Annotated in this window: 23 protein-coding genes; 8 read left to right on the forward strand and 15 right to left on the reverse strand. The window is 64.6% G+C overall.

The window, feature by feature from the left end; all coding sequences use genetic code 11:
• Positions 1 to 141 precede the first annotated feature (141 nt).
• The 3 genes from LB525_RS02625 to LB525_RS02635 all read right to left on the reverse strand — a co-directional run bounded on the left by LB525_RS02625 (position 142) and on the right by LB525_RS02635 (position 4,067).
• The gene (locus LB525_RS02625; RefSeq protein ID WP_224524455.1) at positions 142 to 390 is read right to left on the reverse strand and encodes a hypothetical protein; all 249 of its coding nucleotides are present in this window, start codon (positions 388 to 390) and stop codon (positions 142 to 144) included.
• A gap of 64 nt (positions 391 to 454) precedes the next feature.
• On the reverse strand, positions 455 to 1,624 hold the full coding sequence (locus LB525_RS02630) for an acetate/propionate family kinase (protein ID WP_224543280.1): 1,170 nt from the start codon (positions 1,622 to 1,624) through the stop codon (positions 455 to 457).
• Between the two features lie 61 nt (positions 1,625 to 1,685).
• On the reverse strand, positions 1,686 to 4,067 hold the full coding sequence (locus LB525_RS02635) for a phosphoketolase (protein ID WP_224543281.1): 2,382 nt from the start codon (positions 4,065 to 4,067) through the stop codon (positions 1,686 to 1,688).
• A gap of 173 nt (positions 4,068 to 4,240) precedes the next feature.
• Here LB525_RS02635 and LB525_RS02640 point away from each other — a divergent pair, with 173 nt between their 5' ends.
• On the forward strand, positions 4,241 to 4,684 hold the full coding sequence (locus tag LB525_RS02640; RefSeq protein ID WP_224543283.1) for a divalent metal cation transporter: 444 nt from the start codon (positions 4,241 to 4,243) through the stop codon (positions 4,682 to 4,684).
• Between the two features lie 39 nt (positions 4,685 to 4,723).
• On the opposite strand, the gene LB525_RS02645 is transcribed toward LB525_RS02640, so the two are convergent.
• The 3 genes from LB525_RS02645 to LB525_RS02655 form a co-directional block, all read right to left on the reverse strand.
• On the reverse strand, positions 4,724 to 5,485 hold the full coding sequence (locus LB525_RS02645; protein ID WP_224543284.1) for an SDR family NAD(P)-dependent oxidoreductase: 762 nt from the start codon (positions 5,483 to 5,485) through the stop codon (positions 4,724 to 4,726).
• Positions 5,486 to 5,553: 68 nt separating this feature from the next.
• Positions 5,554 to 6,324 carry an SDR family NAD(P)-dependent oxidoreductase gene (locus tag LB525_RS02650; RefSeq protein ID WP_224543286.1) on the reverse strand — a complete coding sequence of 257 codons (771 nt, stop codon included), beginning with the start codon at positions 6,322 to 6,324 and terminating at the stop codon, positions 5,554 to 5,556.
• Positions 6,325 to 6,419: 95 nt separating this feature from the next.
• On the reverse strand, positions 6,420 to 7,253 hold the full coding sequence (locus LB525_RS02655; protein WP_224543287.1) for a GNAT family N-acetyltransferase: 834 nt from the start codon (positions 7,251 to 7,253) through the stop codon (positions 6,420 to 6,422).
• A 461-nt stretch (positions 7,254 to 7,714) separates the two neighbouring features.
• Between LB525_RS02655 and LB525_RS02660 the strand changes: the two genes are divergently transcribed.
• Complete coding sequence (locus LB525_RS02660) at positions 7,715 to 8,581, forward strand: hypothetical protein (protein ID WP_224524437.1); 867 nt, start codon at positions 7,715 to 7,717, stop codon at positions 8,579 to 8,581.
• A 130-nt stretch (positions 8,582 to 8,711) separates the two neighbouring features.
• On the opposite strand, the gene LB525_RS02665 is transcribed toward LB525_RS02660, so the two are convergent.
• Positions 8,712 to 9,914: an ROK family protein gene (locus tag LB525_RS02665; RefSeq protein ID WP_224543288.1), complete on the reverse strand. Its 1,203-nt coding sequence runs from the start codon at positions 9,912 to 9,914 to the stop codon at positions 8,712 to 8,714.
• A gap of 221 nt (positions 9,915 to 10,135) precedes the next feature.
• Here LB525_RS02665 and LB525_RS02670 point away from each other — a divergent pair, with 221 nt between their 5' ends.
• The 6 genes from LB525_RS02670 to LB525_RS02695 all read left to right on the forward strand — a co-directional run bounded on the left by LB525_RS02670 (position 10,136) and on the right by LB525_RS02695 (position 16,311).
• Positions 10,136 to 11,374 (forward strand): extracellular solute-binding protein, encoded by a 1,239-nt coding sequence (locus LB525_RS02670; RefSeq protein WP_224543289.1) that lies wholly within the window; start codon positions 10,136 to 10,138, stop codon positions 11,372 to 11,374.
• 187 nt (positions 11,375 to 11,561) lie between these two features.
• On the forward strand, positions 11,562 to 12,446 hold the full coding sequence (locus LB525_RS02675) for a carbohydrate ABC transporter permease (RefSeq protein ID WP_224543290.1): 885 nt from the start codon (positions 11,562 to 11,564) through the stop codon (positions 12,444 to 12,446).
• Positions 12,446 to 13,291, forward strand: coding sequence for a carbohydrate ABC transporter permease (locus LB525_RS02680; RefSeq protein WP_224543291.1), 846 nt, complete (start codon positions 12,446 to 12,448; stop codon positions 13,289 to 13,291). Before LB525_RS02675 ends, LB525_RS02680 begins: the two co-directional genes overlap by 1 nt.
• Before the next feature lie 2 nt (positions 13,292 to 13,293).
• Complete coding sequence (locus tag LB525_RS02685) at positions 13,294 to 14,310, forward strand: SIS domain-containing protein (RefSeq protein WP_224543292.1); 1,017 nt, start codon at positions 13,294 to 13,296, stop codon at positions 14,308 to 14,310.
• Positions 14,310 to 15,248 (forward strand): PfkB family carbohydrate kinase, encoded by a 939-nt coding sequence (locus tag LB525_RS02690; protein WP_224543299.1) that lies wholly within the window; start codon positions 14,310 to 14,312, stop codon positions 15,246 to 15,248. Before LB525_RS02685 ends, LB525_RS02690 begins: the two co-directional genes overlap by 1 nt.
• Positions 15,235 to 16,311: an ABC transporter ATP-binding protein gene (locus LB525_RS02695; RefSeq protein WP_095766417.1), complete on the forward strand. Its 1,077-nt coding sequence runs from the start codon at positions 15,235 to 15,237 to the stop codon at positions 16,309 to 16,311. The genes LB525_RS02690 and LB525_RS02695 overlap by 14 nt, the downstream gene beginning before the upstream one ends.
• An 86-nt stretch (positions 16,312 to 16,397) precedes the next feature.
• Here the strand turns inward: LB525_RS02695 and LB525_RS02700 are convergent, their stop codons facing one another.
• The 8 genes from LB525_RS02700 to LB525_RS02735 form a co-directional block, all read right to left on the reverse strand.
• The gene (locus tag LB525_RS02700) at positions 16,398 to 17,912 is read right to left on the reverse strand and encodes an aldehyde dehydrogenase family protein (RefSeq protein WP_224543301.1); all 1,515 of its coding nucleotides are present in this window, start codon (positions 17,910 to 17,912) and stop codon (positions 16,398 to 16,400) included.
• 179 nt (positions 17,913 to 18,091) lie between these two features.
• Positions 18,092 to 19,366 (reverse strand): RNA polymerase sigma factor, encoded by a 1,275-nt coding sequence (locus LB525_RS02705; protein ID WP_095766416.1) that lies wholly within the window; start codon positions 19,364 to 19,366, stop codon positions 18,092 to 18,094.
• Positions 19,363 to 19,737: a YciI family protein gene (locus LB525_RS02710; protein ID WP_224543302.1), complete on the reverse strand. Its 375-nt coding sequence runs from the start codon at positions 19,735 to 19,737 to the stop codon at positions 19,363 to 19,365. Before LB525_RS02710 ends, LB525_RS02705 begins: the two co-directional genes overlap by 4 nt.
• Positions 19,738 to 19,847: 110 nt before the next feature.
• A complete protein-coding gene (locus LB525_RS02715; protein WP_224543304.1) occupies positions 19,848 to 20,939 on the reverse strand; it encodes a DNA topoisomerase IB in 1,092 nt (363 codons plus the stop codon).
• Between the two features lie 63 nt (positions 20,940 to 21,002).
• The gene (locus LB525_RS02720) at positions 21,003 to 21,746 is read right to left on the reverse strand and encodes a hypothetical protein (RefSeq protein ID WP_224543306.1); all 744 of its coding nucleotides are present in this window, start codon (positions 21,744 to 21,746) and stop codon (positions 21,003 to 21,005) included.
• Positions 21,743 to 22,615, reverse strand: coding sequence for a glycosyltransferase family 2 protein (locus LB525_RS02725; RefSeq protein ID WP_224543308.1), 873 nt, complete (start codon positions 22,613 to 22,615; stop codon positions 21,743 to 21,745). The genes LB525_RS02720 and LB525_RS02725 overlap by 4 nt, the downstream gene beginning before the upstream one ends.
• Entirely contained in the window at positions 22,615 to 23,550 is a 936-nt protein-coding gene (locus LB525_RS02730; RefSeq protein ID WP_224543309.1) for a glycosyltransferase family 2 protein, read from the reverse strand. The genes LB525_RS02725 and LB525_RS02730 overlap by 1 nt, the downstream gene beginning before the upstream one ends.
• A gap of 110 nt (positions 23,551 to 23,660) precedes the next feature.
• On the reverse strand, positions 23,661 to 24,545 hold the full coding sequence (locus LB525_RS02735) for a transglutaminase N-terminal domain-containing protein (protein WP_140842016.1): 885 nt from the start codon (positions 24,543 to 24,545) through the stop codon (positions 23,661 to 23,663).
• Positions 24,546 to 24,574: the final 29 nt, after the last annotated feature.

Below are 24,574 nucleotides of genomic sequence, written 5' to 3' on the forward strand. Positions count from 1 at the left end.
CGAAATGCTTAGAGGAATGCTGATCGCGGTGGCGACCCTCGCAGCCGATCCGGCCGACAGGTGTGGCGAGGTCGCCATCTGCATTCGCGAGGACCGTAAGCATCGCGGCGTCGGCTGGGAATTTCTCGGCTATATCGCGCACTATGCCGACGACCATGGCATCGAGACGCTCGAGTCGATCGAAAGCCGCGAGAACCGTCTGCGATCGAGCTTGAGCGCGAGATGGGCTTCACTGTCGCGATGGTTCCCGACGATCCGACGCTTGTCCTGGTCCAGCGGAAGCTCGGCGCCACGTTGGCGAATTAAGATCATTTCCAGCCGTGTAGAGCTCGCTACCAAGGTCGTGGAGATCGGCAGCGGGCGCAAATGGCTGCCCGAGGGATCGGCCATCCACCTCAATCGACAGCTCAGGCATGCGAGGGGCGTTCCGCCAATAAGCGGGAGACTGTTGCGCTCAAGCCGTTTCGACGCCGAGCAGTTCTGTCGCCACCGCGCGTTCTTCGTCGGCCGGAATGACAAGCACATCGACACGGGAATTCGCGGCACTCACAAGGTCTTCGCCGCTGCTACCGTCATCCATGGCGACGCCCAACCATGCAGCAGCCTCGCATATCCGCCGCCGGATCGCCGGCGCATGCTCGCCTATGCCGGCGGTAAACACCAGCGTGTCTAGCCCGCCCAGCGCAGCAGCCAGCGAGCCGATTTCGCGCCCGACCCGATAGACGAACAGATCGACAGCCCGCATTGCCGCCGGATCCTTCGACGCCAGCAGCGTCTGCATGTTTCCTGAGATGCCAGATATGCCGAGAAGCCCGGACTTCTCGTAAAGCAAGTCGGTCAGCTCGTCGGAGGACAGCTTTCTGTCTTGCAGAAGGTGCAGGAGGACGCCCGGATCGATCGCGCCGCAACGCGTGCTCATGACCAGGCCGTCGAGCGTCGAGAAACCCATGGTGGTGGCCTGGCTTACCCCTGCCTTCATCGCGCAAAGGCTTGCGCCGCTGCCAAGATGGGCTACGACGGCGCGGCCACCCGCGCCGGCGCCGTAACGCCTGCGGAGCTCGTTGGCGATATGGCTGTAGGAGAGCCCGTGGAACCCATAGGACACGATGTCCTGCTCCGACATCTCGTGCGGCAGGCCATAAAGTCTTGCGATCTGAGGCTGCGTTGCGTGAAAGGCGGTATCGAAGCAGCCGACCTGCATGGCGCCGGGCAGAAGACGGTGGGCCAGATCGACGAGCTCCAGGTTGATCGCCTGATGAATTGGAGCGAGCGGCTCGAGCTTGCGCAAGGCATCGAGCGTGGCCTGGTCAAGCAGCGTTGCGCGGGCAAACTCCCGACCGCCATGGACGATGCGATGCCCGACCCTGCTCACGCGGCGCAACAGGCCGCGGTCCGTCAGATAGGACGCAACGGCTTCGAATGCCTCGCCGACGGAGATCGCTCGTTCGCCGAGGCTCCTGTCGAACGGCGGCGTCGTTGCAGTCGGCGCGACATGGAGTCTGGGCCGCTCGCCGATTGAGGAAACGCTGCCACGCATCAGCAGATGAAGCTCGCGGCGTCCTTGAAAAGCGGCGAACTTCAGGCTGGATGAGCCGCCATTGAGGACAAGAATGACATCAGTCATGTCCGACCGTTCCAGCCACTTTTGCGGGTCGGATCCTGTCGGCCTGGCGCTTCGGCATCGGCTACTGCTCCCATTTCCAGCCGAGGATCTCCGGCATGTCCTGCCCGTGCTCGCGGATATAGGCCCGGTGCTCGATCAGCTTGCCTTCCATGGCCTGCCTCAGCTGGATATGCGCACCGGCCGGCTCGGGAATGCGGTCGAGCACGCCGAGCACCAGATGATAGCGGTCGAGCCCATTAAGCACGGTCATGTCGAAGGGCGTCGTCGTCGTCCCCTCCTCATTATAGCCACGCACGTGGATGTTGTCGTGATTGGTCCGCCGGTAGGTCAGGCGATGGATGGTCCAGGGATAGCCGTGATAGGCGAAGATGACGGGCTTGTCCCTGGTGAACAAAGCATCGAATTCGCGATCCGACAGCCCGTGCGGATGGTGTTCCCTTGGCTGCAGGGTCATCAGGTCGACGATGTTGACCACACGCACCTTGAGGCCGGGAATGTGGCGCCTCAGGATTTGAACGGCGGCCAGCGTCTCGAGCGTCGGCACGTCTCCGGCGCAGGCCATCACCACATCCGGCTCGGCCCCGCCGTCGGTCGACGCCCAACCCCATATGCCGATGCCGGCGTTGCAATGGACTTTCGCCTCGTCGATGGACAGCCACTGCCAGGAATTGGCTTTGCCGGCGACGATGATGTTGATGCGGTTCCATGTCCGCAGCACATGATCGGTCACGCAGAGCAGGCTGTTGGCATCCGCCGGCAGATAGACGCGCACGACATCCGCCTTCTTGTTCAACGCCACGTCGATGAAGCCCGGATCCTGGTGGCTGAAGCCGTTGTGCTCCTGCTGCCAGACATGGCTGGACAACAGATAGTTCAGCGAGGCGATCGGCCGCCGCCAGGCAAGCTTGCGGCAGGCATCGAGCCATTTCGCATGCTGGTTGAACATGGAATCGACGATATGCATGAAAGCCTCATAACAGGAGAAGAAGCCGTGGCGCCCAGTGAGCAGGTAACCCTCCAGCCAGCCCTGGCAGGTATGCTCGGATAGAATTTCCAGAACCCTGCCTTCTCGACCGAGATGCACGTCCTCGGGCAGGATCTCTTCCATCCAGACACGCTCCGTCACCTCGAAGACATCCTGCAGCCGGTTCGATGCCGTTTCATCGGGCCCGACGATGCGGAAGTTCCTGGTGCCTTGATTCAATGCCATGACGTCACGCAGGAAACGGCCCATCACACGGGTCGACTCCGCCTTGACGCCGCCGGGCCGCTCGACCGGGACGGCGTGCTCTTGCAAGGCGGGCAGTTCCAGAGACCGGCGCAGCAGGCCGCCATTGGCATGCGGGTTGGCGCTCATGCGCCTTTCACCTTTTGGCGCAGTAGCACGGACCGCAGCCACCGGCGCGCCGGCGGCATCGAAAAGCTCTTCGGGCCGGTAGCTTCTCATCCATTCCTCGAGCATCCTCAGATGCGCGGGGTTATCGGCGAGGCCGGAAAGCGGGACTTGGTGGGCGCGCCAGAATCCTTCGGTCTTCAGCCCGTCGACCTCCTTGGGACCGGTCCAGCCCTTCGGGCTTCGCAGCACGATCATCGGCCAGTTCGGCCGCGGCCGCGCGGTCTTCGCGCCGTTGCGAGCCGTGTCCTGAATCGCCTTGATGCGGTCGAGCGCATCGTCGAGCACGAGCGCCATTCGCTCATGCATCCATGCCGGATCGTCGCCCTCGACGAACAACGGCTCGTAACCATAGCCGACGAACAAGGCACGCAGCTCTTCTTCGGGAATGCGGGCGAGAATGGTGGGATTGGCGATCTTGTAGCCGTTGAGATGGAGGATCGGCAGCACCGCGCCGTCAAGCGCCGGGTTGAGGAACTTGTTGGAATGCCAGGAGGTGGCGAGTGGTCCGGTTTCCGCCTCGCCGTCGCCAACCACGCAGGCGACGACAAGGTCCGGGTTGTCGAAAGCCGCGCCATAGGCATGCGAGAGCGCGTAGCCAAGCTCGCCGCCTTCATGGATCGAGCCGGGCACGTCGGGAGCGGCATGGCTTGGGATGCCGCCCGGAAAGGAGAATTGCCGGAAGAGCTTCTTCATTCCAGCCTCGCCCGGCGCGACGTCCGGATTGATCTCGCTGTAGGTGCCTTCGAGGTAGCTATTGGCAACCATCGCGGGTCCGCCATGACCCGGACCGCAGACATAGATGACATTGGCGTCGCGTTCCCGGATCACCCGGTTCAAATGCGCATAGATGAAACTGAGGCCCGGCGACGTGCCCCAATGGCCGAGCAGCCGCGGCTTGACGTGCTCCAGCCGAAGCGGCTCGCGAAGCAGCGGATTGTCGAGTAGATAAATCTGCCCGATGGTCAGATAATTGGCGGCACGCCAGTAGGCATCGATGTCGTGCAGTTCCTGTGCGGACAAGCGATTGGTGCTGGGACGCTCGGTCATTTTCCGACTCCTTCGCTGGTGCCAGACCCACCCGGCTGAAGCTGAACGCTTGAAGGCCGCCACCGGTTCATCACTGGTCGGTGTCAACAACGGGCGAGCTTTGATCCATCGCAGATGCCGGTCGTGTGCGACCCGAATTCCAAAGCCCGGTTGTGTGGCAAGACAGCGCCGTCTTGGTTTCAGAGCCGCTGGCGGGCGATTTCGCGTTCGTGCTTTTTGCCGCCGGCATACTGGGAGTAGGATTGATCGGCGTGCCCGTCCTGGCGGGCTCGGCGGCTTACGCACTGGCGGAGGCCATGGGCTGGCAGGAGGGGCTTGAGCGCAAGGCGGGCGATGCGCGTGGCTTCTATGGCGTCATTGCGGTAAGCATCCTGGCGGCGCTGGCCATCCAATATCTGCCCATCAGCCCGATGAAGGCGCTGTTCTGGAGCGCCGTCATAAACGGCGTCGTCGCGGTGCCGCTCATGATAGTGGTCATATTGCTGGCCTCAAGCCGATCGGTTGCGCGGACAACCCGTTCAGGACAGCGTGGAGAGCGGCCCTATTTTGCGGGTCCCTCTGGTTACCGGCCAGTTCCTCGTGTTTCTGGGTCCCCATTTCATCCTGTTATGAGCTGAGTATCGAGGCGTCCTGTATTTTGACTTTCGCGCCCGCGCTCACCCCTTGCGTTCCTGCAGGATGTTGCCGCCGTCCACGACGAGAACTGCGCCGTTGACATAACTGGCTCCATCGGACGCCAGGAACAGCACGGCCGCCGCGACTTCCTCGGGGCTGCCGGCACGGCCAAGCGGTGTGTTGCGGGCAGCGGTCATTTCCTCAGGCGTCGAGGCGCCCGTCGCGATCCATCCCGGCGCCACGGCATTGACCGTGACGCCGCTGCGGCCGACCTCCAGGGCAAGCGCATGCGTCAGCCCGATCATGCCGGCCTTGGCCGCGGAGTAGGCGGCCTCGCCTTCATTGGATACGTAAGGCCCCGTCACCGATGCCATGTTGACGACGCGTCCATGGCCGCGCTGCACCATGCCGGCCAGAAAGCCGCGCGTGCTCAAAAAGGCGGTCTTCAGGCTGACATCGATGCCGCGGTCCCAGTCGCTTTCGCTGAGGTCAAGAAATCGCCGCTGCAGCGCCGGCTGGGCGATGGTGCCCATCCCGGCATTGTTGACGAGGACGTCGATCTCGCCAGCCTCGGAGCGTAAACGATCGACGTCGCCCGAGAGCGTCAGGTCGGCCGCGAAAGCGCGGACATCGAGTCCCTCGCCCCGCAGTTCCGCGGCTCGTTGCTCGATGCGTGCGGATGAAGCGGTGATGGTGACCGAAACACCGGCCTCGGCCAACGCACGCGCGATCGCCACGCCGATGCCGTCGGCGGCGCCCGCGCCGGTCACCAGTGCCTTGCGGGATTTGCGGAACACGACCATTTGCCCTCCAGAATGCAGGCGCCGACATGCCGGCGCGGCCAATCACAGCCGCGACGACCCGAACCGGCTCAATAGCCGGCGCTGACGCCGAAATCGATCGAAAGCGCGGCCCCGGTGATCGGCGCCGCGCCCCGCTGGCACAGATAGTGGATGAAGGAAGCAATCTCCTCCACCTGGATGAACCTTGCTTTGTCCCCTTGCGGATAGTGCCCCAGGAGCCGGCGCTTGTAGCCGTCGGGGTCGTCCGCGCCATAGGTTTTGGCCTGGTATTCGATCATCGGCGTTGCCGTGTCGCCAGGACAGACGGCGTTGACCCTGATGCCTTGCGGGGCGAGCTCCAGCGCGAGAGCCTTGGTCAAGAGCACCAGCCCGCCCTTCGAGGCGCAATAGACGGAAGCCCCGTTGTTGCCGACGATGCCGGCGTCGGACGCAATGTTGACGATCACGCCCTGCGCCGTCGACAGATGCGGTATGGCTGCCGAGATCAGGAAGAAGGCTCCCTTGAGATTGACGTCCAGCACCAGGTCCCACTGATCTTCCTCGACCTCGCGTGCCGGTCCCTCGAGCCAGACCCCGGCGGCGTTGACGAGAATGTCGATCGCACCGCCCCACTCCCTGGCCTTGCCCACCACGTCGCGGCAGGCAGCGACGGAGCGGATATCGAGCGGCAAGCCCATCGCGTCCGCCCCGGCCGCGGCAATCTTGGCCACGGCGCCGTCGAGCTTGGAGCCGGGAAGATCCGCGAGCACGATCCGCTCGCCGTCGGCGGCGAAACGCAGTCCGGTCGCCAGACCCATTCCGCCGGCGCCGCCGGCGATCAGAACAGTCCTTCCAGCCATTCGATAATCTCCGAAACGCAGCTCGGCAAAGGCAACCACGTCATGAAGCCATGTCGCATGGACCAGCCAGGCAAAACAATGATCTCAGCACGCGATCATCCCAGCTCGAGCGTCGTGACGCCGAAAACCGTCGACTGGTCGTTGCCGGGCTTGCCGCCCTTGTACATGCGTGTCGTCGTGAAGCCCGGAACCATGCCGGCGGCCTGCAGCATGGCGGTGTATTGAACCTGGCCGGCCGGCACGTCGATATGCAATTCCTCGCCGGCAGTTGCGTCCGACAGGTCCGCCAGCATTGCCAGGGCCAGGTCCGTCCGATCTGCGAACAGCGGCCCGACCTTGAAACCCTGCCTGCAGCGGCGCGCCACGCCGTAGCCGGTAATGCCGTCCGATCCGGCTGAGAGCAGCGCAATCCGCGGCGGCCACAGCCACTCGCCAAGGAAGGTTTCGCGCGGTGCTGGAAAGCACTTGCGATCGTAGGCGAAGATCTCAGCCGTGTCGCCGGCCGTCACGGGTCTTGTCTTGCCGCCCTCGGGCAAGCCGGCGGGGCGGCCGCTGTGGCGGACGGTCTCATAGGCAGGCACGAAGCCCATACGCCGGTAGTTCGCCTGCTGCTCGGCCACCCCGTCGAGACCGATGATGCGGTTGCCCAGACGCGCCATGCCGGCGTCCCAGACCGCCTTGCCGTGACCTTCGCCACGCCGGTCGGGCCGGCAGATGTAGAGGCCGATGAAGCCAAAGCCCGAGCCGTATGCGACGGCCGAAATGCCGGCCACCATCTCGCCGCCGACAAAGGCGCCGATGAACCCTTGTGGATCCGCCGCCCGAAACGCCGCGGCATCGCCGGTGCCCGGATTCCAGCCCTCCTCCGCTGCCCAGCCAACAAGCGTTTCCACCTCGCTGGCGGTCAGCGTCCTGATTGTTCTCGGCATCGTTTCACTCAGGGTTGGCCATCACCGACCAGGATAGGTCGCCCTCCGCAGGCTGCAAAGGGCTGCGCGGATTCCTCGTCACCCATACGTTATAGATCGGCGCCGACCGGCGCGGCCGACGCCAGGGCGCATGTATTGGAGACCGTCGCGCTGGCCCGACAGAATGCGGCATCCTCGAAGCGGGGATCCTGCAGGATTGTCTGCGAATCGGCACCAGGGACGGAGCCCATCCCGGGAAGCGCTCCCGCAGCCCCGATGGCGCGGAACCTATGCTCGCCTGGCGGAACTCGTCAATTAAACGCAGGAGCTGCGGGCCGACGACTTTCCCGAACCGACGCAAAGAGTTAGCAACGCATTCACCGCCCGGTCGTTCGTTGTTCCAATGGGCAACTGGACACGACCGGCGAAGACTGGGAATCTTCATTTGTCGTTGCTTGGAATCGCATGGAGTGCCGTAGGAAATGCCGCTGAGTGCCGCAGAGATCGCCCGTCATCCGGCAGCGCTTCACGGTGTCCAGGAACAGTCCAAGGCGCTCATCCATATTTATCAAACGAGCCCGCGGCTGGCTGCCGTGTTTGCCACCCAGCAGCGCTGGCTGCTCGCTCATGTCGGCTTGGCTCTGCATTTCCGGCGCGATCCCAACGACCGCCGCACCGACATGACGATGGCGCGTTTCATCGAGGTCGTGCGCCGCAATTCCGTGGCCAGCCGCAACACCGCCGAGGCTTTCGTCAAGGAGATGCTGCACTACAACATCGCCGAATATATTTCGGCCAGCGGTGATGGCCGCGCCCATCCGTTGCGGGTCACGGCGGGCACGATAGAGACCTTCACCGGCTGGATTTACGCGCATCTGCGAACGCTCGACCGCATAGATGGCGCGAACCGGCTGGAAAACTTCCTCGAGCGACCCGAGATGCTGCCCATCCTGCAGCCTCTGATCGCCGATGGATTGCTGGCCAGCGGCGCAGTGCGGGAGCCTGGGCAGACCTTTTCATTGTTCATCTGGCTAAACAACGGCGGCATCGTCATGGACTGGCTGATGTCCGGTATCGATCCTGAGGATGTCCATCTCGACAGGATACCGACCGGCGTCATCTCGGTCAGGGAATTCGCCCACTGGCTGAAGCTCTCACGCACCCATCTGGCGCGCAAACTGTATGATGCCGAGGCGCTCGGCAGCATCGGCTGGATCGGCCAGCGCGGCCATTCCGTGATGTGGGTTTCGAGGGCTTTCTTCGACGAATACATGGCCGTCCAGGCAGCCAAGCTCGCCGTCGTCGACGAGGCCTTCGAAGCCTGTATCTCGGCTCTGAAGAATCGCTGACCGTCAAGACTCCGCCCGGCGCCGCCCAAGACCGGTACCCGCGCTGGCGGGCGCCGCGCAGGCGGTCAAGCTCGCCATCATCGACGCGGCTTTCGCCGCAAGCATGACGCAGGCGACGGGCCGACCGCTTCTATCCGGCCTTCAGGATCGCGGAAAAGCGCGGATCGAAGGCCCGGCTGATCGGCTCTGCCGCGGCGCCGACCGCGATCGCCCAGGGATCGGTGGTGCCCAGTTGCAGCCGTGGCAGGCGCCGGACCGGGCGATCCGCGATCGACGGCAGCAGCGGATGCATGGCCCGAAGCAGGAGCCGGGCGAGCGCCTCCGGCGCGCTGGAGGTGAGGATGACGGTTTGCGGATCGAAGATCGTTTCGATCAGATGCACGCTCCAGCGCAGGTCGGACGCGGCTCTTTCGACCCAGCCCATGACCCGCGGATCTTGCGCAAGCGCCAGTGCGCCAAGCGTCTCGTAAAGCCCCCTCTCGGTAGGGTCGAGGCCGAGATGCTGATAGAGCGAGGCCAGCGATGCACGGTGTTCGAGCGGCGTGGAACCGGGGCCGGCCGGCGAAAGCAGCGCCATGCCGACCTCGCCCGCATTGCCGTTGCCGCCGCTGTAGAGTTCGCCATTGAGGATCAGCCCGGCGGCTATGCCGTAACCGACATAAAGGCAGACGGCGTGGTCGACGCCATGCGCCGCGCCGACGATCCGCTCCGCCGTCGCGCAGGCGGCCGCATCGTTCTGCAGGCCGACATCGAGCCCGGTGCCGGCCGAAAGCGCCTCCACCAGCGGATATTGCTGCCAGGCGGGCATCATCCATTTGTTGTCGGGGTTCTTCAGCCCGAACGGTCCCGGCATGGCGACGCCCAGTCCGACCAGCCGCCGCTCGGACTGGACAAACAAGGAAGCCAGCTCGCGCCTGACGCGGTCGACCAGGCCGAGGATGATCCTGACGCCCGCCGAAGGCTCGTCGAACGGCAGTCCCGCCTCGGCGCGCGCGATCACCTTGCCGACGAGGTCGACCACCACCACGCGCGTCAGATGCCGGTCGATCTGCAGCCCGATGGCGAAGGCCCCTTCGGGAACCAGCCGGTAGGGCGTGAAAGGTTGCCCCCTGCCCTTGCGCACCGCATCCAGCGCCACGACCAGGCCATCGCGCTCGAGATCCTCGACGATATTGGAGACCGCCTGCTTGGTAAGCTGCGTCGCCCGTGCCAGGTCGGCGCGCGAAAGCGCGCCGTTGAGCCGCAGCGCCTCTATCATGACGCGCCGGTTATGGGCGCTCGTTCCCTCTTGGTTGGTGCCGCTTTTGGCGCGGATTGGGCTGATGTCGTCCACCGTCGTTTCCCCTCTTGACTCCATTAAAGGATTGATCGACTAGTTAAGTCAAGCGAATTGACTTAATGGGTGAGACCTCAGCGGTTTTAAAAAAGACGGCAAAAGCTTTCGAGCTCCGCCGCACGCCGTTGGGATGGATCCGGTCAGACGCGATGCGAATTCGAGAAAGCGGCACAGCCTTGGCCGCCCACTCGCAGCCGTCGAAAATGGGAGAAAGACAAATGCTGAAATCGATCGGTAAGACACTTCTGGGCGCGGTGTTCGTTGGCGGGCTGCTCGTCCCCCACGCCTTTGCTGAAACCACCTTGAACGCGCTCTTCATGGCGCAGGCCGCCTATAGCGAGGCCGACGTGCGCTCGATGACGGAGGCCTTCACCAAGGCCAATCCGGACATCAAGGTCAATCTCGAATTCGTTCCCTATGAAGGCCTGCACGACAAGACCGTGCTCGCCCAAGGATCGGGCGGCGGCTATGACGTGGTGCTGTTCGACGTCATCTGGCCGGCCGAATATGCGACCAACAAGGTGCTGGTCGATGTCTCGTCGAAGATCACCGATGACATGAAGAAGGGCGTTCTGCCCGGAGCCTGGACCACCGTCCAGTATGACGGCAAGTACTATGGCATGCCGTGGATTCTCGACACCAAATACCTGTTCTACAACAAGGAGATCCTGGAAAAGGCAGGTATCAAGGCGCCGCCGAAGACCTGGGAAGAACTCGGCCAGCAGGCCAAGATCATTCAGGACAAGGGCTTGCTGAAGACGCCGATCGCCTGGAGCTGGTCGCAGGCCGAAGCCGCCATCTGCGACTACACCACGCTGGTCAGTGCCTATGGCGGCGACTTCCTCAAGGACGGCAAGCCCGACTTCCAGAACGGCGGCGGCCTCTCGGCGCTGAAATACATGGTCGACAGCTACAAGTCGGGCCTGACCAATCCGAACTCCAAGGAATTCCTGGAAGAGGATGTGCGCAAGGTATTCGAGAACGGCGACGCCGCTTTCGCGCTGAACTGGACCTACATGTACAACATGGCCAACGATCCGAAGGACTCCAAGGTCGCGGGCAAGGTCGGCGTCGTGCCGGCGCCGGGCGTTGCCGGCACCAGCGAGGTCTCGGCCGTCAACGGCTCGATGGGGCTTGGCGTCACGGCGGTGTCGAAGCACCCGGACGAAGCCTGGAAATATATCGAGTTCATGACCTCGCAGGCGACGCAGAACCAGTATGCCAAGCTCTCGCTGCCGATCTGGGCCTCGTCCTATGACGATCCGGCCGTCACCAAGGGCCAGGAAGAACTGATCGCCGCCGCCAAGCTCGGTCTTGCCGCGATGTATCCGCGCCCGACCACGCCGAAATACCAGCAGCTGTCGACGGCGCTGCAGCAGGCGATCCAGGAATCGCTGCTCGGCCAGGCGACGCCGGAAGAGGCGCTCAAGACCGCTGCCGAAAACAGCGGCCTCTGATCTGGCGTTCCTCCACGCGGGCGGCCTCATCCACGAGCGCCGCCCGTGCTATTTCTAGAGCAATTTCCAGGAAAAGTGTGAAGCGGTTTTCCGTCCGGAATTGCGTCAAAACAAAGAGATTGAGCGGTTCGCCGTTTCCGTGAAACGGTGAACCGCTCTGACCGGATGACAGGAGAGAGGCGCTCTGATGTCGGGCACCTGGATGACGACGCGCGCGTGGCTGTTGATGCTGCCGCTTCTGATGATCATGGTGGCCGTCATCGGCTGGCCGTTGGTCGATACCGTCAGGCTTTCCTTCACCGACGCCCAGCTGGTCGGCACGGCGGGCAACTACGTCGGCTTCGACAACTATACCAAGATGCTGACCAGCTCGAACTTCACCCGCACGCTCTCGACCACCACCTGGTTCGCGGTTATCTCGGTCGCCGCCGAGATGGTGATCGGCGTGCTTGCGGCCCTTCTGCTCAATCAGGAATTCCGCGGCCGCGCCGTCTTGCGCGGGCTGATGATCCTGCCTTGGGCGCTGCCCACCGTCGTCAACGCAACGCTCTGGCGGCTGATCTACAATCCCGAATATGGCGCGCTGAACGCGGCGCTGACGCAGCTCCGTATCATAGACGATTACCGCTCCTGGCTAGGCGAGCCGGGAACGGCTCTGGCGGCGCTGATCGTCGCCGACTGCTGGAAGAATTTCCCGCTGGTCGCGCTGATTGCGCTCGCCGCCCTGCAGGCGGTGCCGCGCGACATCACCGCTGCGGCGCTTGTCGACGGCGCCGGCCCGTTCAACCGCTTCCGATTCGTCATCCTGCCCTATCTTGCAGGCCCGCTGATGGTGGCGCTGGTGCTGCGCACCATCGAGGCCTTCAAGGTCTTCGACATCATCTGGGTCATGACGCGCGGCGGCCCGGCCAACAGCACGCGCTCGCTGTCGATCCTGGTCTACCAGGAAGCCTTCTCCTTCCAGCGCGCAGGCTCCGGCGCCTCGCTGGCGCTGATCGTCACCCTGCTCGTCACCGTGCTCGCCGTCGCGTATGCGACGCTGGTCAAGAAGACCGCGGGGAGCGCGGCCTGATGGAACGCAAGAGCCCTGTCTTCACCGCTTTCGTCTATGCCTGCGCCATCCTGCTCGCCGTGGTGGTCCTGGCGCCGCTCGCCTGGCTCTTCGTCATGAGCATATCGCCGGCCGCCGACCTCGCCGCCAAGCCGCTGCGCTGGTGGCCGCAGGCCGCCGACTTCTCCCGTTACACGCAGCTTCTATCGAGGGCCGAGAACAGTGCCGGCGCCGCCTTTACCGCATCGCTGCGCAACAGCCTAGAGGTCGCCGGCATGGCGACGCTGGCAGCGATTGTCCTTGCCGTGCCGGCCGGCTGGGCCGTCTCGCGCACGCCTTCGGTCGGCTGGTCGCTTTCGATGGTGATCGCCACCTACATGCTGCCGCCGGTGGCGCTCTCCGTGCCGCTTTACATGGGCCTGTCCCATCTCGGCCTGCTCAACAACGTCTTCGGCCTGGCGCTGATCTATCTGACGATCCTCGCGCCCTTCACCACCTGGCTGATGAAATCGGGGTTCGATTCCATCCCGCACGAGATCGAGGCCGCGGCGATGATCGACGGGGCGGGACTGTTCCAGACCTGGCGCATCATCACCTTGCCGCTGGCGGCGCCCGTGGTGGCGACATCGGCGCTGTTTGCCGTGCTGCTTGCCTGGGACGAGTTCTTCTACGCCCTGCTCTTCACCTCGGACCAGCGGGCAAAAACGCTGACGGTCGCCATCGCCGATCTGGCCGGCGGCCGCGTCTCCGACTACGGACTGATCGCCACCGCCGGCGTGCTTGCGGCCTTGCCGCCGGTGCTGATCGGCCTCGTCATGCAACGCGCGCTGATCTCGGGCCTCACCAGCGGCGGTGTGAAAGGATAATCATGACCGCAGACAAACAACGGCCGACAGGCCTCCTCGCCATCGACCGCGAGATGGCGCGCCAGCATGAGGATGCGCTTGCCTCGTTCGCCAGCAATCGAGAAGTAGCCGCCGAGATCGCTGCCTCGATCAACAAGAACGGCAGGCTCCTCCTGCTCGGCATGGGCGCCTCGCATGCCGTCGCCCGCGCAGTCGAGCCGCTCTATCGCGCGCACGGCATCGACGCCATCGCGCTGCCGCTGTCGGAGCAGCTCGGCCAGCCGCTTCCGCTGGCCGGCAAGACGGTGATCGTCACCTCTCAATCCGGCGAAAGCGCCGAGGTCTTGCGCTGGTTTGCCGAGACCGGCGACCGCACGGAGACCTTCGGTCTGACGCTCGAGGCCGGCTCGTTTCTTGGCCGTACGGTGCCTTGCCTCGTCGGCGCCGGCGGTAGCGAGCTCGCCTTTGCCGCGACCCGCAGCCTGACCGTGACCTTCGCCCTGCATCTCGCCATCCTGACTGCGCTAGGCGACGATCCCGCCGGCGCGCTCGCCGGGCTCAAGGCGCCCCAGACGGTCGAGATCGATGCCGCGCTCGCGGCGCTCAGGATGGTCACGACCATCGTCACTTCTGGCCGCAAGCTTCAAGGCGTGGCTGAAGCCCTTGCGCTCGGCTTCACCGAACTGTCGCGCCTGCCTTGTTTCTCGCTCGAAGGCGGTCAGTTGCGCCACGGGCCGATGGAGATGCTGGGCCCAAGCATTGGCGTCGTGCTCTTCCGCGGCAACGACCCGACCGCCGACCTCGTCACCGCCATGGCCACTTCAGTGGTCGAGACCGGGGCCTCGCTGATCGTCTTCGACGCTTCGGGCAAACCGCCGGTCGCAGGCGCCGTCACATTGAGGTTCAAGCCCGCGTCCGGACTGGCGGCGATCTTTGCCATGCTGCCGGTGGCGCAAAGCCTGATGATCGCCTTCGCCGATTCCCGCGTCGAGAATGCCGGAACGCCGGTGCGCACCACCAAGATCACCAGGAGCGAGTGATGCGGCCGCTCGCGGTGATCGGCAACGTCAACGTCGACCTGATCGTCGGGCCGGTCGCGCCATGGCCGAAGGCGGGCACGGAGACCGTCGTCGACCACGACGACCTGCGTGTCGGCGGCCAGGCCGGTAACACGGCGCTTGCCTGGCAGGCGCTGGGTATCGATTTCGAGATTGCCGCCAATCTTGGCGACGACCAGTTCGGGCGCTGGCTGCGCGAGGCATTCGGGGGCCGCGCCGCGAGATGGCCGGTCCACACGGAGGGCACGACGCTGTCGGTCGGCATGACCCATCCGGACGGCGAACGCACCTTCTTCACCACCCGCGGTCACCTGCCGCGCTTCAATCTCGACGACGTGCTTTCGGTTCTGGACGGCAAGCGGCTTTCGGGCGGCTACGCGCTGCTTTGCGGCTCCTTCCTGACCGACGACCTCACGCGCCAGTACGAGGCTTTTTTCGATTGGGCGGAGGCACACCGCATCGCCGTCGCGCTCGACACCGGCTGGCCGATGGATGGCTGGACGGCGCAGAATTGTGCCGCGGCGCGCGCCTGGCTGTCGCGTTGCGAGCTTGCGCTCTTCAACGAGGTCGAGACGACGACGCTGGCGGGGTTGAAGAATCCCACGGACGCGGCACGCAAGATCCGCGACGGCATGAAAAAAGCCGCGACCGTGGTCGTCAAGCGCGGACCCGAGGGCGCGATCGCTATCGGCCCGGACGGCCAGATCATCGATGCGACTGCGCCACGCGTCAACGTCGTCGACACTATCGGCGCCGGCGATGTCTTCAACGGCGCCTTTCTGGCGGCGCTTGCTCGGGAGCACGCTCTGGCACGTTGCCTTGCAGCGGCTGTTCAGGTCGCATCGCGGGCCATTTCCACCCTGCCCCGCGATTATGGCGGGCCGATTTTCTTCGAGGAAGCCATCCATGAGCGCGCTTGAAATCCGCGATATCCGCAAGAATTACGGCAGCGTCGAAACGCTGAAAGGCATCGACATCGCGCTCGAGAACGGCGAGTTCCTGGTGCTGCTGGGTTCCTCCGGCTGTGGCAAGTCGACCTTGCTCAACATCATCGCTGGTCTTGCCGAGGCGACCAGCGGCGACGTGTTGATCGGCGGCCGGTCCGTGCTTGGCGTGCATCCGAAGAACCGCGACATCGCCATGGTCTTCCAGTCCTACGCGCTCTATCCGAACCTGACGGTGAGCCGCAACATCGGCTTCGGGCTGGAGATGCGCAAGGTTCCCGTCGCCGAGCGCGACAAGGCGGTGCGCGAGGCGGCGAAGCTTTTGCAAATCGAGAACCTGCTCGACCGCAAGCCCGGGCAGCTCTCCGGCGGCCAGCGCCAGCGCGTCGCCATCGGCCGGGCGTTGGTGCGCAAGCCGCAGGTCTTCCTGTTCGACGAGCCGCTCTCCAATCTCGACGCCAAGCTGCGGCTCGAGATGCGCACCGAGTTGAAGCGCCTGCATGAGATGCTGCGCACCACGGTCGTCTACGTCACCCACGACCAGATCGAGGCGATGACGCTGGCGACCCGCATCGCCGTCATGCGCGACGGCCGCATCGAACAGCTCGGCACGCCGGAGGAAATCTACAACCATCCGGCGACACTCTATGTGGCAGGCTTCGTCGGCGCGCCTGCGATGAACATGCTGGAAGCTTTTGTCGAAGACGGCAAGCTCGCCATTGCCGGCACGGATGCGCGGCTGGCGCTGCCGGCGCGCTACGCCAAAGCAGGCCGCGACGGTGCTCAGGTCATTGCCGGAGTGAGGCCGGAAGCGCTCCGGCTGGGGCCGGGCAGCGGCGCCGATCTGTCGCTGCCGGTCGAGATCGACGTCGTCGAACTGACCGGTCCCGAACAGGTCACCACAGCCCGGATCGGCGCGCAGAACTTGACGGCGACCTTGCCGCCGCGCGCCCGCGTCGCCAAGGGTCAGCCATGCGCGTTCGTCTTCGATGCGGACGCGCTCCGCCTCTTCGATCCGGCTACCGGCAAGGCTTTCTGAGCAATCGACCGCCTTCCGCCCGCATGGCCCGATCGATAGTCGAGCCGGGTCAGCTCGCGGGTGAGGGCTGACCCGTCGCTTCGTCCTCAATCGATGTCGAACGACACGCCCTGCGCCAACGGCAGCGCCTTGGAATAGTTCACCGTGTTGGTGGCGCGGCGCATATAGGCCTTCCAGGCGTCCGAGCCGCTCTCGCGGCCGCCGCCCGTCTCCTTCTCGCCGCCGAAGGCGCCGCCGATCTCCGCGCCCGAAGTGCCGATATTGACGTTGGCGATGCCGCAATCCGAACCGTCGACGCCAAGGAAACGCTCCGATTCCTGCAGGTCGCGCGTGAAGATCGATGACGACAGGCCGGCGCCCACCGCATTGTGCTGCTCCAGCGCCTCGTCGAAATCGGAGTATTTCATCACATAGAGGATCGGCGCGAAGGTCTCTTCCGTCACCGGCGAGACCTGGGCAGGCATCTCGACCAGTGCCGGATGCACGTAATAGGCGTCCGGATGGCCGTTCTCGACGCGCGTGCCGCCGGTCACCTTGCCGCCATGCTCTTGCGCTTCCTTCAGCGCCTTCTGCATGTTGTCGAAGGCCGTCTTGTCGATCAGCGGACCGACCAGCGCCTTGCCCTCCAGCGGATTGCCGACCGAGACGGTTTCATAAGCCTTCTTCAGCCGCGGCAAGAGCGCATCATAGACGCTGTCATGCACGAACAGGCGCCTCAGCGTGGTACAACGCTGGCCGGCCGTGCCCATAGCGCCGAAGGCAATCGCCCGCAGCGCCATGTCGAGATCGGCGGTGGGCGTGACGATGCCGGCATTGTTGCCGCCGAGCTCAAGCACGGCGCGCGCAAAACGCCTGGCGAGCCTGGGGCCGACCTCGCGGCCCATGCGGGTCGAGCCGGTGGCCGAGACCAGCGGCACCTTCGGATGATCCACCAGCACCTCGCCGGCGGCACGGTCGCCGATCAACACCTGCAGCAGCCCTGCCGGCGCATCAGTGCCGAAACGCTTGGCGGCGCGCTTGAAGATCGCCTCGCAGGCAAGCGCCGTCAGCGGCGTCTTTTCCGACGGTTTCCACACCACCGCGTCGCCGCAGACGAAGGCCAGCGCCGAGTTCCAAGACCAAACGGCAACCGGGAAATTGAAGGCCGAGATCACCCCGACGACGCCGAGCGGATGCCAGGTCTCCATCATGCGGTGTCCGGGGCGCTCGGTGGCGATGGTGAGGCCATAGAGTTGCCGGGAAAGGCCGACGGCGAAATCGCAGATGTCGATCATCTCCTGGACTTCGCCCAGCCCCTCGGACGGGATCTTGCCGACCTCGATCGACACCAGCCGGCCAAGCTCGTCCTTATGCGCGCGCAGCTCCTCGCCGAGCAGGCGCACCAGCTCGCCGCGCTTTGGCCCCGGCACCAGCCGCCAGGCCTGGAAGGCCTTGTGCGCGGCATCGATGGCCTTGCCGGCGTCGGCGGCCGAGATCGACTTCAGCGCCGCGATCTGTTCGCCCGTCACCGGGCTGCGCACGATCAGGTCGCCCCCCGAAAGCGCATCCCCGGCGACGCCCAGTTTCTCAAGAAGTGAAGCGGTTTCCTTCGCTAACGTCATTTTTGTCCCTTTCATATCCCGCCGCTCATAGGGCGGGCGTGGAAGCTATGCGCCACGTCCGTGCCGTAGGGCACAGCCGGGCGCTTTCAAGGCGTGGCATTACGCGTTTCGGGGGAAAACCGCCACCCCGGCATGGTCCAAGGCCGGATTGCGAAATTGGGCCAGACGGCGAAGCCGGATCAGCGCGCTTTTTGGAAGGAAGACTTCTCAGTGCTTTCCTTGATCAGCCGGTCGATATGCATGCGGATATGCGCCGCCTCGGCCGCGGTGTTGGCCAGGGCGATGGCGCGGTCGAAGGCGATGCGCGCCTCGTCGTTGCGCCCAAGCTGCATCAGCAGCCCGCCCCTCAGCCCGAAGAAGTGGAAATAGCCCGACAGCCGCTCTTCCAGCGGCTCGATCATGGCAAGTGCGGCTTCCGGGCCGCGCACCTTGCTGACCGCGACGGCGCGGTTGAGCGTTACCACCGGCGACGGCTGCATCTGCTCCAGCAGACCATAGAGCAGGTCGATCTCGGTCCAGTCGGTATCCTCGGCCGTCGCCGCCCGCGCATGCAGCGCCGCGATCGCCGCCTGCACCTGATAAGGGCCGGGCTTGCGGTGGCGCAGCGCCTTGTCGACCAGCGCCAAGCCCTCGTCGATCATCTTGCGGCTCCAGAGCGAGCGGTCCTGGTCCTCGAGCAGCACGATCTCGCCGTCTTCGTCGAAACGCGCCGGTGCCCGCGCATGCTGGAGAAGCAGCAGCGCCGTCAGCCCCATGATTTCAGGTTCCTGCTGGAACAGCCTGAGCAGCAGCCGGGCGAGCCGGATCGCCTCCTCGCACAGCGGCGCGCGAGCCGGCGCCTCGCCGCCATTGCTCGAATAGCCCTCGTTGAAGATCAGATAGACCATTGCGGAGACTGCGGCGAGCCGCTCCGAGCGCTCAACCGCGCCCGGCGTCTCGAACGGCACGCCGGCATCGGCAATGCGCGCCTTGGCGCGGGTGATGCGCTGTTCCATGGCGCTCTCGCCGACGAGAAAGGCGCGCGCGATCTGCTTGACGGTGAGGCCGGACACGATGCGCAGCGCCACCGCGATCTGCTGCGTCGCCGGCAAATCCGGATGGCAGCAGATGAACAGAAGCCGCAGGATATCGTCGCGATAATGCGCACCGTCCAGCCGCTCGGCCATATCGCCTTCGGCATCCTCGAGATCGGAAATCTGGTCCTCTTCCGGCATCGGCGCCTGCTTGGCGCGCTTGCGCACGGCGTCGATGCCGCTATTGCGTCCAACGAAGATCAGCCAAGCCGCGGGATCGCGTGGCGGCCCGTTCTTCGGCCAGTTGTTGAGCGCCCTCAGGCACGCGTCCTGGAAAGCCTCTTCCGCGGCGTCGAGGTCGCGGAAGTAGCGCAGCAGCGCGCCCATCGCCTGCGGGCGGGCATTGCTGATCGCGGCGTTTATCCAGGCGAGTTCCGTCATACCGCGACCTTTGTCGGATTGAAGACCGAAACCGGCCGGATCTCGTAGGAACCGCCGCTCGGATTGACTTCGGAAAGCTCGCGCGCGAATTCGACGGCTTCGTCGAGATCGTTGCATTCGAGCGTGTAGAAGCCGAGGAATTGTTCCTTGGTCTCGGCGAATGGGCCGTCGAGCACGATCGATTCCCCCTTGACCTTTCGCAGCGTCGTGGCCGCCGTCGTCGGCAACAGGCGCGCCACCGGCCCCAGCCGGCCCACCTTGGCGTATTTGTCCTGCACGTTGAGGAGCTTTGCCATGACCTCGTCGTCCTGTTCCTTGCTCCAGGAGCAGACGACGTCTTCGGAGGCGTAGCAGAGGATGGCGTAAAGCATGGCAGGTCCTTTCCGTATCAAAGGACGCGACACTAGGACCCTTCCCGACACCAGGTCGATAAAAAAATTTATCGAGGGATCACTGACTTGACGATCTCCGCAACCGCCTGTCAGGCGCCGCGCGCCTGCAGCCATCTGAGCACCAGCGTTTCTTCCTCGTCGAGGCCGGGTATGACGCGCTTGTGCTTATTGGCTTCGGCCATTTCGTCGAGCAGGCGCCCGTTGCTCCACGCCTCGAACACCAGCGGGTGGATGTAGCATTTGCGACAGACGGCACGGGTGTTGCCCAAGCGCTCGGCGACCTTGTCGACGATGCTGTTCGTCACCCGTTTCCGCAGCGCTTGGCTTTCCGGCAGTTCGGTCTGTGCAAACAGCGAAGCGGCGTGGATGGTGCCGCCCCAGGTGCGGAAATGTCTTGAGCTGAATTCGGCGCCGGAGGCCTCGCGAATATAGCGGTTAACGTCCTCCGAGCGCACCGGCCGCCGGTCGCCGTCTTCATCGAGATACTGAAACAGCTTCTGACCCGGCAGGTCCTGGGCGCCGCGCACGACCTTGGCTATCCGTCGATCGGCCAGCTTCAGCTTCCATTCCTTGCCCGACTTGCCCTTGAAGGCGAAGCGCAGGCTGGAGCCCGTGATCTCGACATGGCGGTCACGCAGCGTGGTCAGTCCGAAACTCTTGTTGTCGCGCGCATAGGCCGCGTTGCCGATGCGGATCATGGTGTTGTCGAGCAACCAAACCACAGAGGCGACGACGCGCTCCATCGGCAGCCCGTGGCGGCGCAGATCGGCATCGATCTGCCGCCTGAGAGTGGGCAGGCTTTGCGCGAAAGCAACGAGGCTGGAATATTTGACGCCGTCGCGTTCCTCGGTCCATTGCGGGTGATAACGGTACTGCTTGCGGCCCCGCTGATCCCGGCCTGTTGCCTGGATGTGGCCGTCCGGATCGGGTGATATCCATACATCCGTCCAGGCCGGCGGAATGACGATCGCCTTGATGCGGGCAAGTGTCTCCGCGCTGACCTTGCGCCCGTTCGGACCGACATAGGAAAATCCCTTGCCTTTTCTCAATCGTCGGACGCCGGGATCGGTGTCGCTGACATAGCTGAGCGACGCGCGCTCGGCCGAATCCTGCGCACCGTCTTTCCGGCTTCGGTCCTCGCCTGCCGGCCGGTCGACGCAGGATCGCGATTGTTGCAGCATGATGGCTCCACGGAAGTTCCCGTAGATAAGCCGCGTAACCGGCGGCTGGTTCCGAAACAGCTTTCAGTCCCGCCGCATGGCGGAGAGATCCGCCATCCAGAGCCCGCCGTCGTCGGCATGAGCGGGAACGTACTCTCGCCCGGCCGGCACGGCCTCGAGAACCATTCCCGACTCGTCCGCCAGATAGTCGTAGCCGATCTGCTGCAGCCGGCGATCCGGGTCGAGGCAATTGTAGAGGTCGCGACGCGCTGCGCGCCGCTTTGGCTCGATCATCTTCAAATGATAAAGATTGAGACCGCTATCCTCGAGCCTGAAGCCGATATCGTCGGGAAACCAGGCGCCGTGCAGATCTTTCGATCGATAACGGTCAGAGGGATAGGCGGCAAAAAGCCTGTGCTGCATCTTCTGGCCCCAGCGACCGTCGATCCTGTAGCTGGCCGGCGTATACAGTTCCCGACAGCGGAACCCCCAGGCGATGCGCCTGGACCCGCTGGTCAGGCGGCCGATCCGGCCGGCAACGGCTTGTTCCAGCCTTTCATCAGGATCCATGGCCAGAACCCAATCGGCGCCGGCCTCATGGGCCGCGGCGATAAGCGCACGCCGCCTCTGCGGCTCGCTGCTGAAAAGCCCCTCCGAGGCGCGGTCATCATAGGCGATCCAGCCGTCGACGACAGGCTCGAGATTGGCGATAAGGTCGGGCACGAGATGCTGATCGTAGCGGTAGCTGAAAACGGCGACGATTTTGCGCTGTGACCAAAACCATCGGCCGCGCCGCCGACGCGGCGGCTTCATCTCGATGGTGATCATCGCCGGTCCTCCGTCGTGTCGCCATGCCGGGCGCCGGCGGACGCCCCCAGCGATTTGGCGAACAATGCCAGCCACACGATCGGCAGCGACAGCCTTGCGAAGGTCCTGTCCTTGCCGGACAACCCCTCCTTGATCAGCTTGCCTACATTGCGCCAGTCGCGGAACACCTTTCGGAACGGACGCATCGGTTTTCCGGTGTCGAGGGACCGGAGATAGGCGCCATAGCGGCGCCCGCGGCGATACTGGTCGGCAAGCAAGCCGGACAAGCTCATCTCGTTGCGGTGAACGGTCAGGACCCTCGGTTCCCAGACCGGCCGCAGAGCCTCCGGCAGTCTGGCCATGAATTCGGTGTCTTCTCCGGACTTCAGCCCCTCTTCGAACGCTCCATATCGCTCGAACAGCTTCCGGTCGAACGAAACGCCGTAGCACTGCGCCTTCCCGGCCGGGAGACCGGGCAGGCGTCGCATATAGGTGACGAGATGCGCCGCGCAGGCGACTAGATTGCGCGGATGGCTGTTGAGGACGGCGCTCGCCACAGCCGCGGCGCCCTCCCGGTGACGCTGCAGCCGGATTTCGGCCCATTGCGGACAGGCCAGGCAATCATCCGCGAGAAAGGCGATGAACGGAGCCTGCGTTGCAGCGATGCCGCGATTTCGCGCGGCCCCGGCAAACAACCGCTCCTCGACATCGATGACAGTTACGCCGATGCCGCAATCGGCAAGCAGCGACATGGCGTTGCCGCCGCCGGAATTCACCACCACGATCTCGAGCGGAACATTCTGGTCGAGCACCGACCTTACCGCAGCCGCCAGTGAGGCGGGTGCCCGCAAACCAATCACCACGACCGCGAGATCCGGCCTTGCGGCCATCAGGCGCGTTGCAATTGGGCGGCCGGCGCCGAGAACCGGCGCCGCAACGCGATCTTCAGCCGATAGCGCATGCACCGCCAGACAGCCGCGCCCGTCCGTGGCGCAGCTTCGGCCACGCTGAGGAATCTTCCCGCCATATCGAAATCACCACGCGCATAATGAACGCGCGCGATCTTCAAGGCGACGAGGCCTTCCCTGGTCTTGAGCGACCGCTCCGCGATGCCGCAGGACCGGAGCCGGCGCAGCGCCAGACGCCATTCGAGAAAGCAAGCGGCGGGCCTGATCGTGAAACGGTCGTCGGAACGCTCCGCCGAGACGAAATAGATGAAGATCGGTCGTGTCAGGACCGCAAGCGAGGCTTTGGCCATCAGGCGCGCCCAAAACAGCGTGTCCTCGTCATAGGCGAGCCCGGTGGGGAACCTCGTGTCGCCGACAACCCGCCGCGACACCAGAGCGCTGCCGACTGCGATCGACCGTATCCGCCCTTCGAGATAGGCGCAGGCATTGGCCGGTCCGCTTGCCATGTAGCCGCCCGGCAGCTTGGTCGACCGCTCCTCGCCGCTGACCTGTCGGCGGTAGGCGCCGACCACCATGTCTGCTCCTCGATCCCCTACGGCCTTGGCCAGCAGTGCGCGCAGGCCGCCTTCGAGATGAATATCGTCGGCATCGATCAGATAGATCCATGGAAAGCGGGCCTGCTCCAGAGCCAGATTCCTGGAGCCGCCGGCGTCACGGCAGCTCGATTTGACGACGCGCAGCGGCAACCCGCACCGTAACGACAAATCCGAGGCGACGGCCGCGGTGGCGTCGGACGACGAATCGTCAACCAGCAGCACCTCGCCGATAACTTCTTTTTCCGAAACCAGTGAAGCGAGCGTCCGGGCAATCGTCCGAGCCGCATCATGTGCTGGTATGATGACGCTTACCGCTTCCAAATCTGTCTCCGCGCGCCATACCCACGCAGGCGCGCGCCCCCATCAATCCCGTGCCCAGGATACCGACGGCAGGCGCATTTGAGAAGCGCCCACGGGCAATCGGGTTGTCGTTACACCTTTTCGACGACGACCGGAATGACGTCGACCGCTTGCTCGCCGACCTGGCCGCCGGTGGTCTTCAACACGCCGACGATCGGCGCAACGTCGGAATAGTCGCGGCCGTAGCCAACCGTGATATGGTCGTTGCTCGCCCGCATGCCGTTGGTCGGGTCGAACTCCTGCCAGCCGGCATCGCGTCCGCACCAGGCCTTGACCCAGGCATGCATGGCATCGGCGCCCTCGAGCCGAGGCTTGCCCTTGGGCGGGATCGTGCGCAAAAAGCCGCTGACATAACCGGCGGGAATGCCAAGCCCGCGCAGGCCGGCGATCATGATATGCGAGAAATCCTGGCAGACGCCGCGTTTCAGCGCGAAGGCGTCGCTTGCCCGCGTCTGCACCGTGGTTGCCTTGCCGTCATAGGTGAAATCGCGATGGATGCGGTTGCAGAGATCGGCCGCCGTTGCCACCGCCGAGCCGGCCAGGCTTTCCCGCGCATAGGCCGTGATCGCCGCATCGATGCCGGCATGGTCGCTGGCGGCGAGGAAATGATGCGGCGCGGACGGCAATAGCGAGCGTACCAGATCGAGCTCCGACCTCAGCCCGCTTATATCGGGCGAGACATCGAGACCTGGCTCGGGCCGCGAGACAGACACGCGCGCGCTCATGCGGATGTCGAGCGTCTCATGCGCGTCGCGAAAAGCGATCGAGGTGACGTTGTTCCCGAAGAAATCGGAAAAATCGGCACGCTCGGCCGGCGACGGCTGGAACGACAGCGAGGCGGCGATCACGCGCTGCACTCCGGCGATCGTCTGCGGCATGACGCGCACCTGGTGCCGTCCGCCACCGGCGGCAGCGGCGTAGTCGTAATGCAAATGGAGTTTGATGTCGTAGAGCATTAGGGCAATTCCAGCAAAAAAGCGCAGCC

It is taken from the genome of Mesorhizobium sp. CA16 (assembly GCF_020165175.1).
GTDB lineage: Bacteria > Pseudomonadota > Alphaproteobacteria > Rhizobiales > Rhizobiaceae > Mesorhizobium.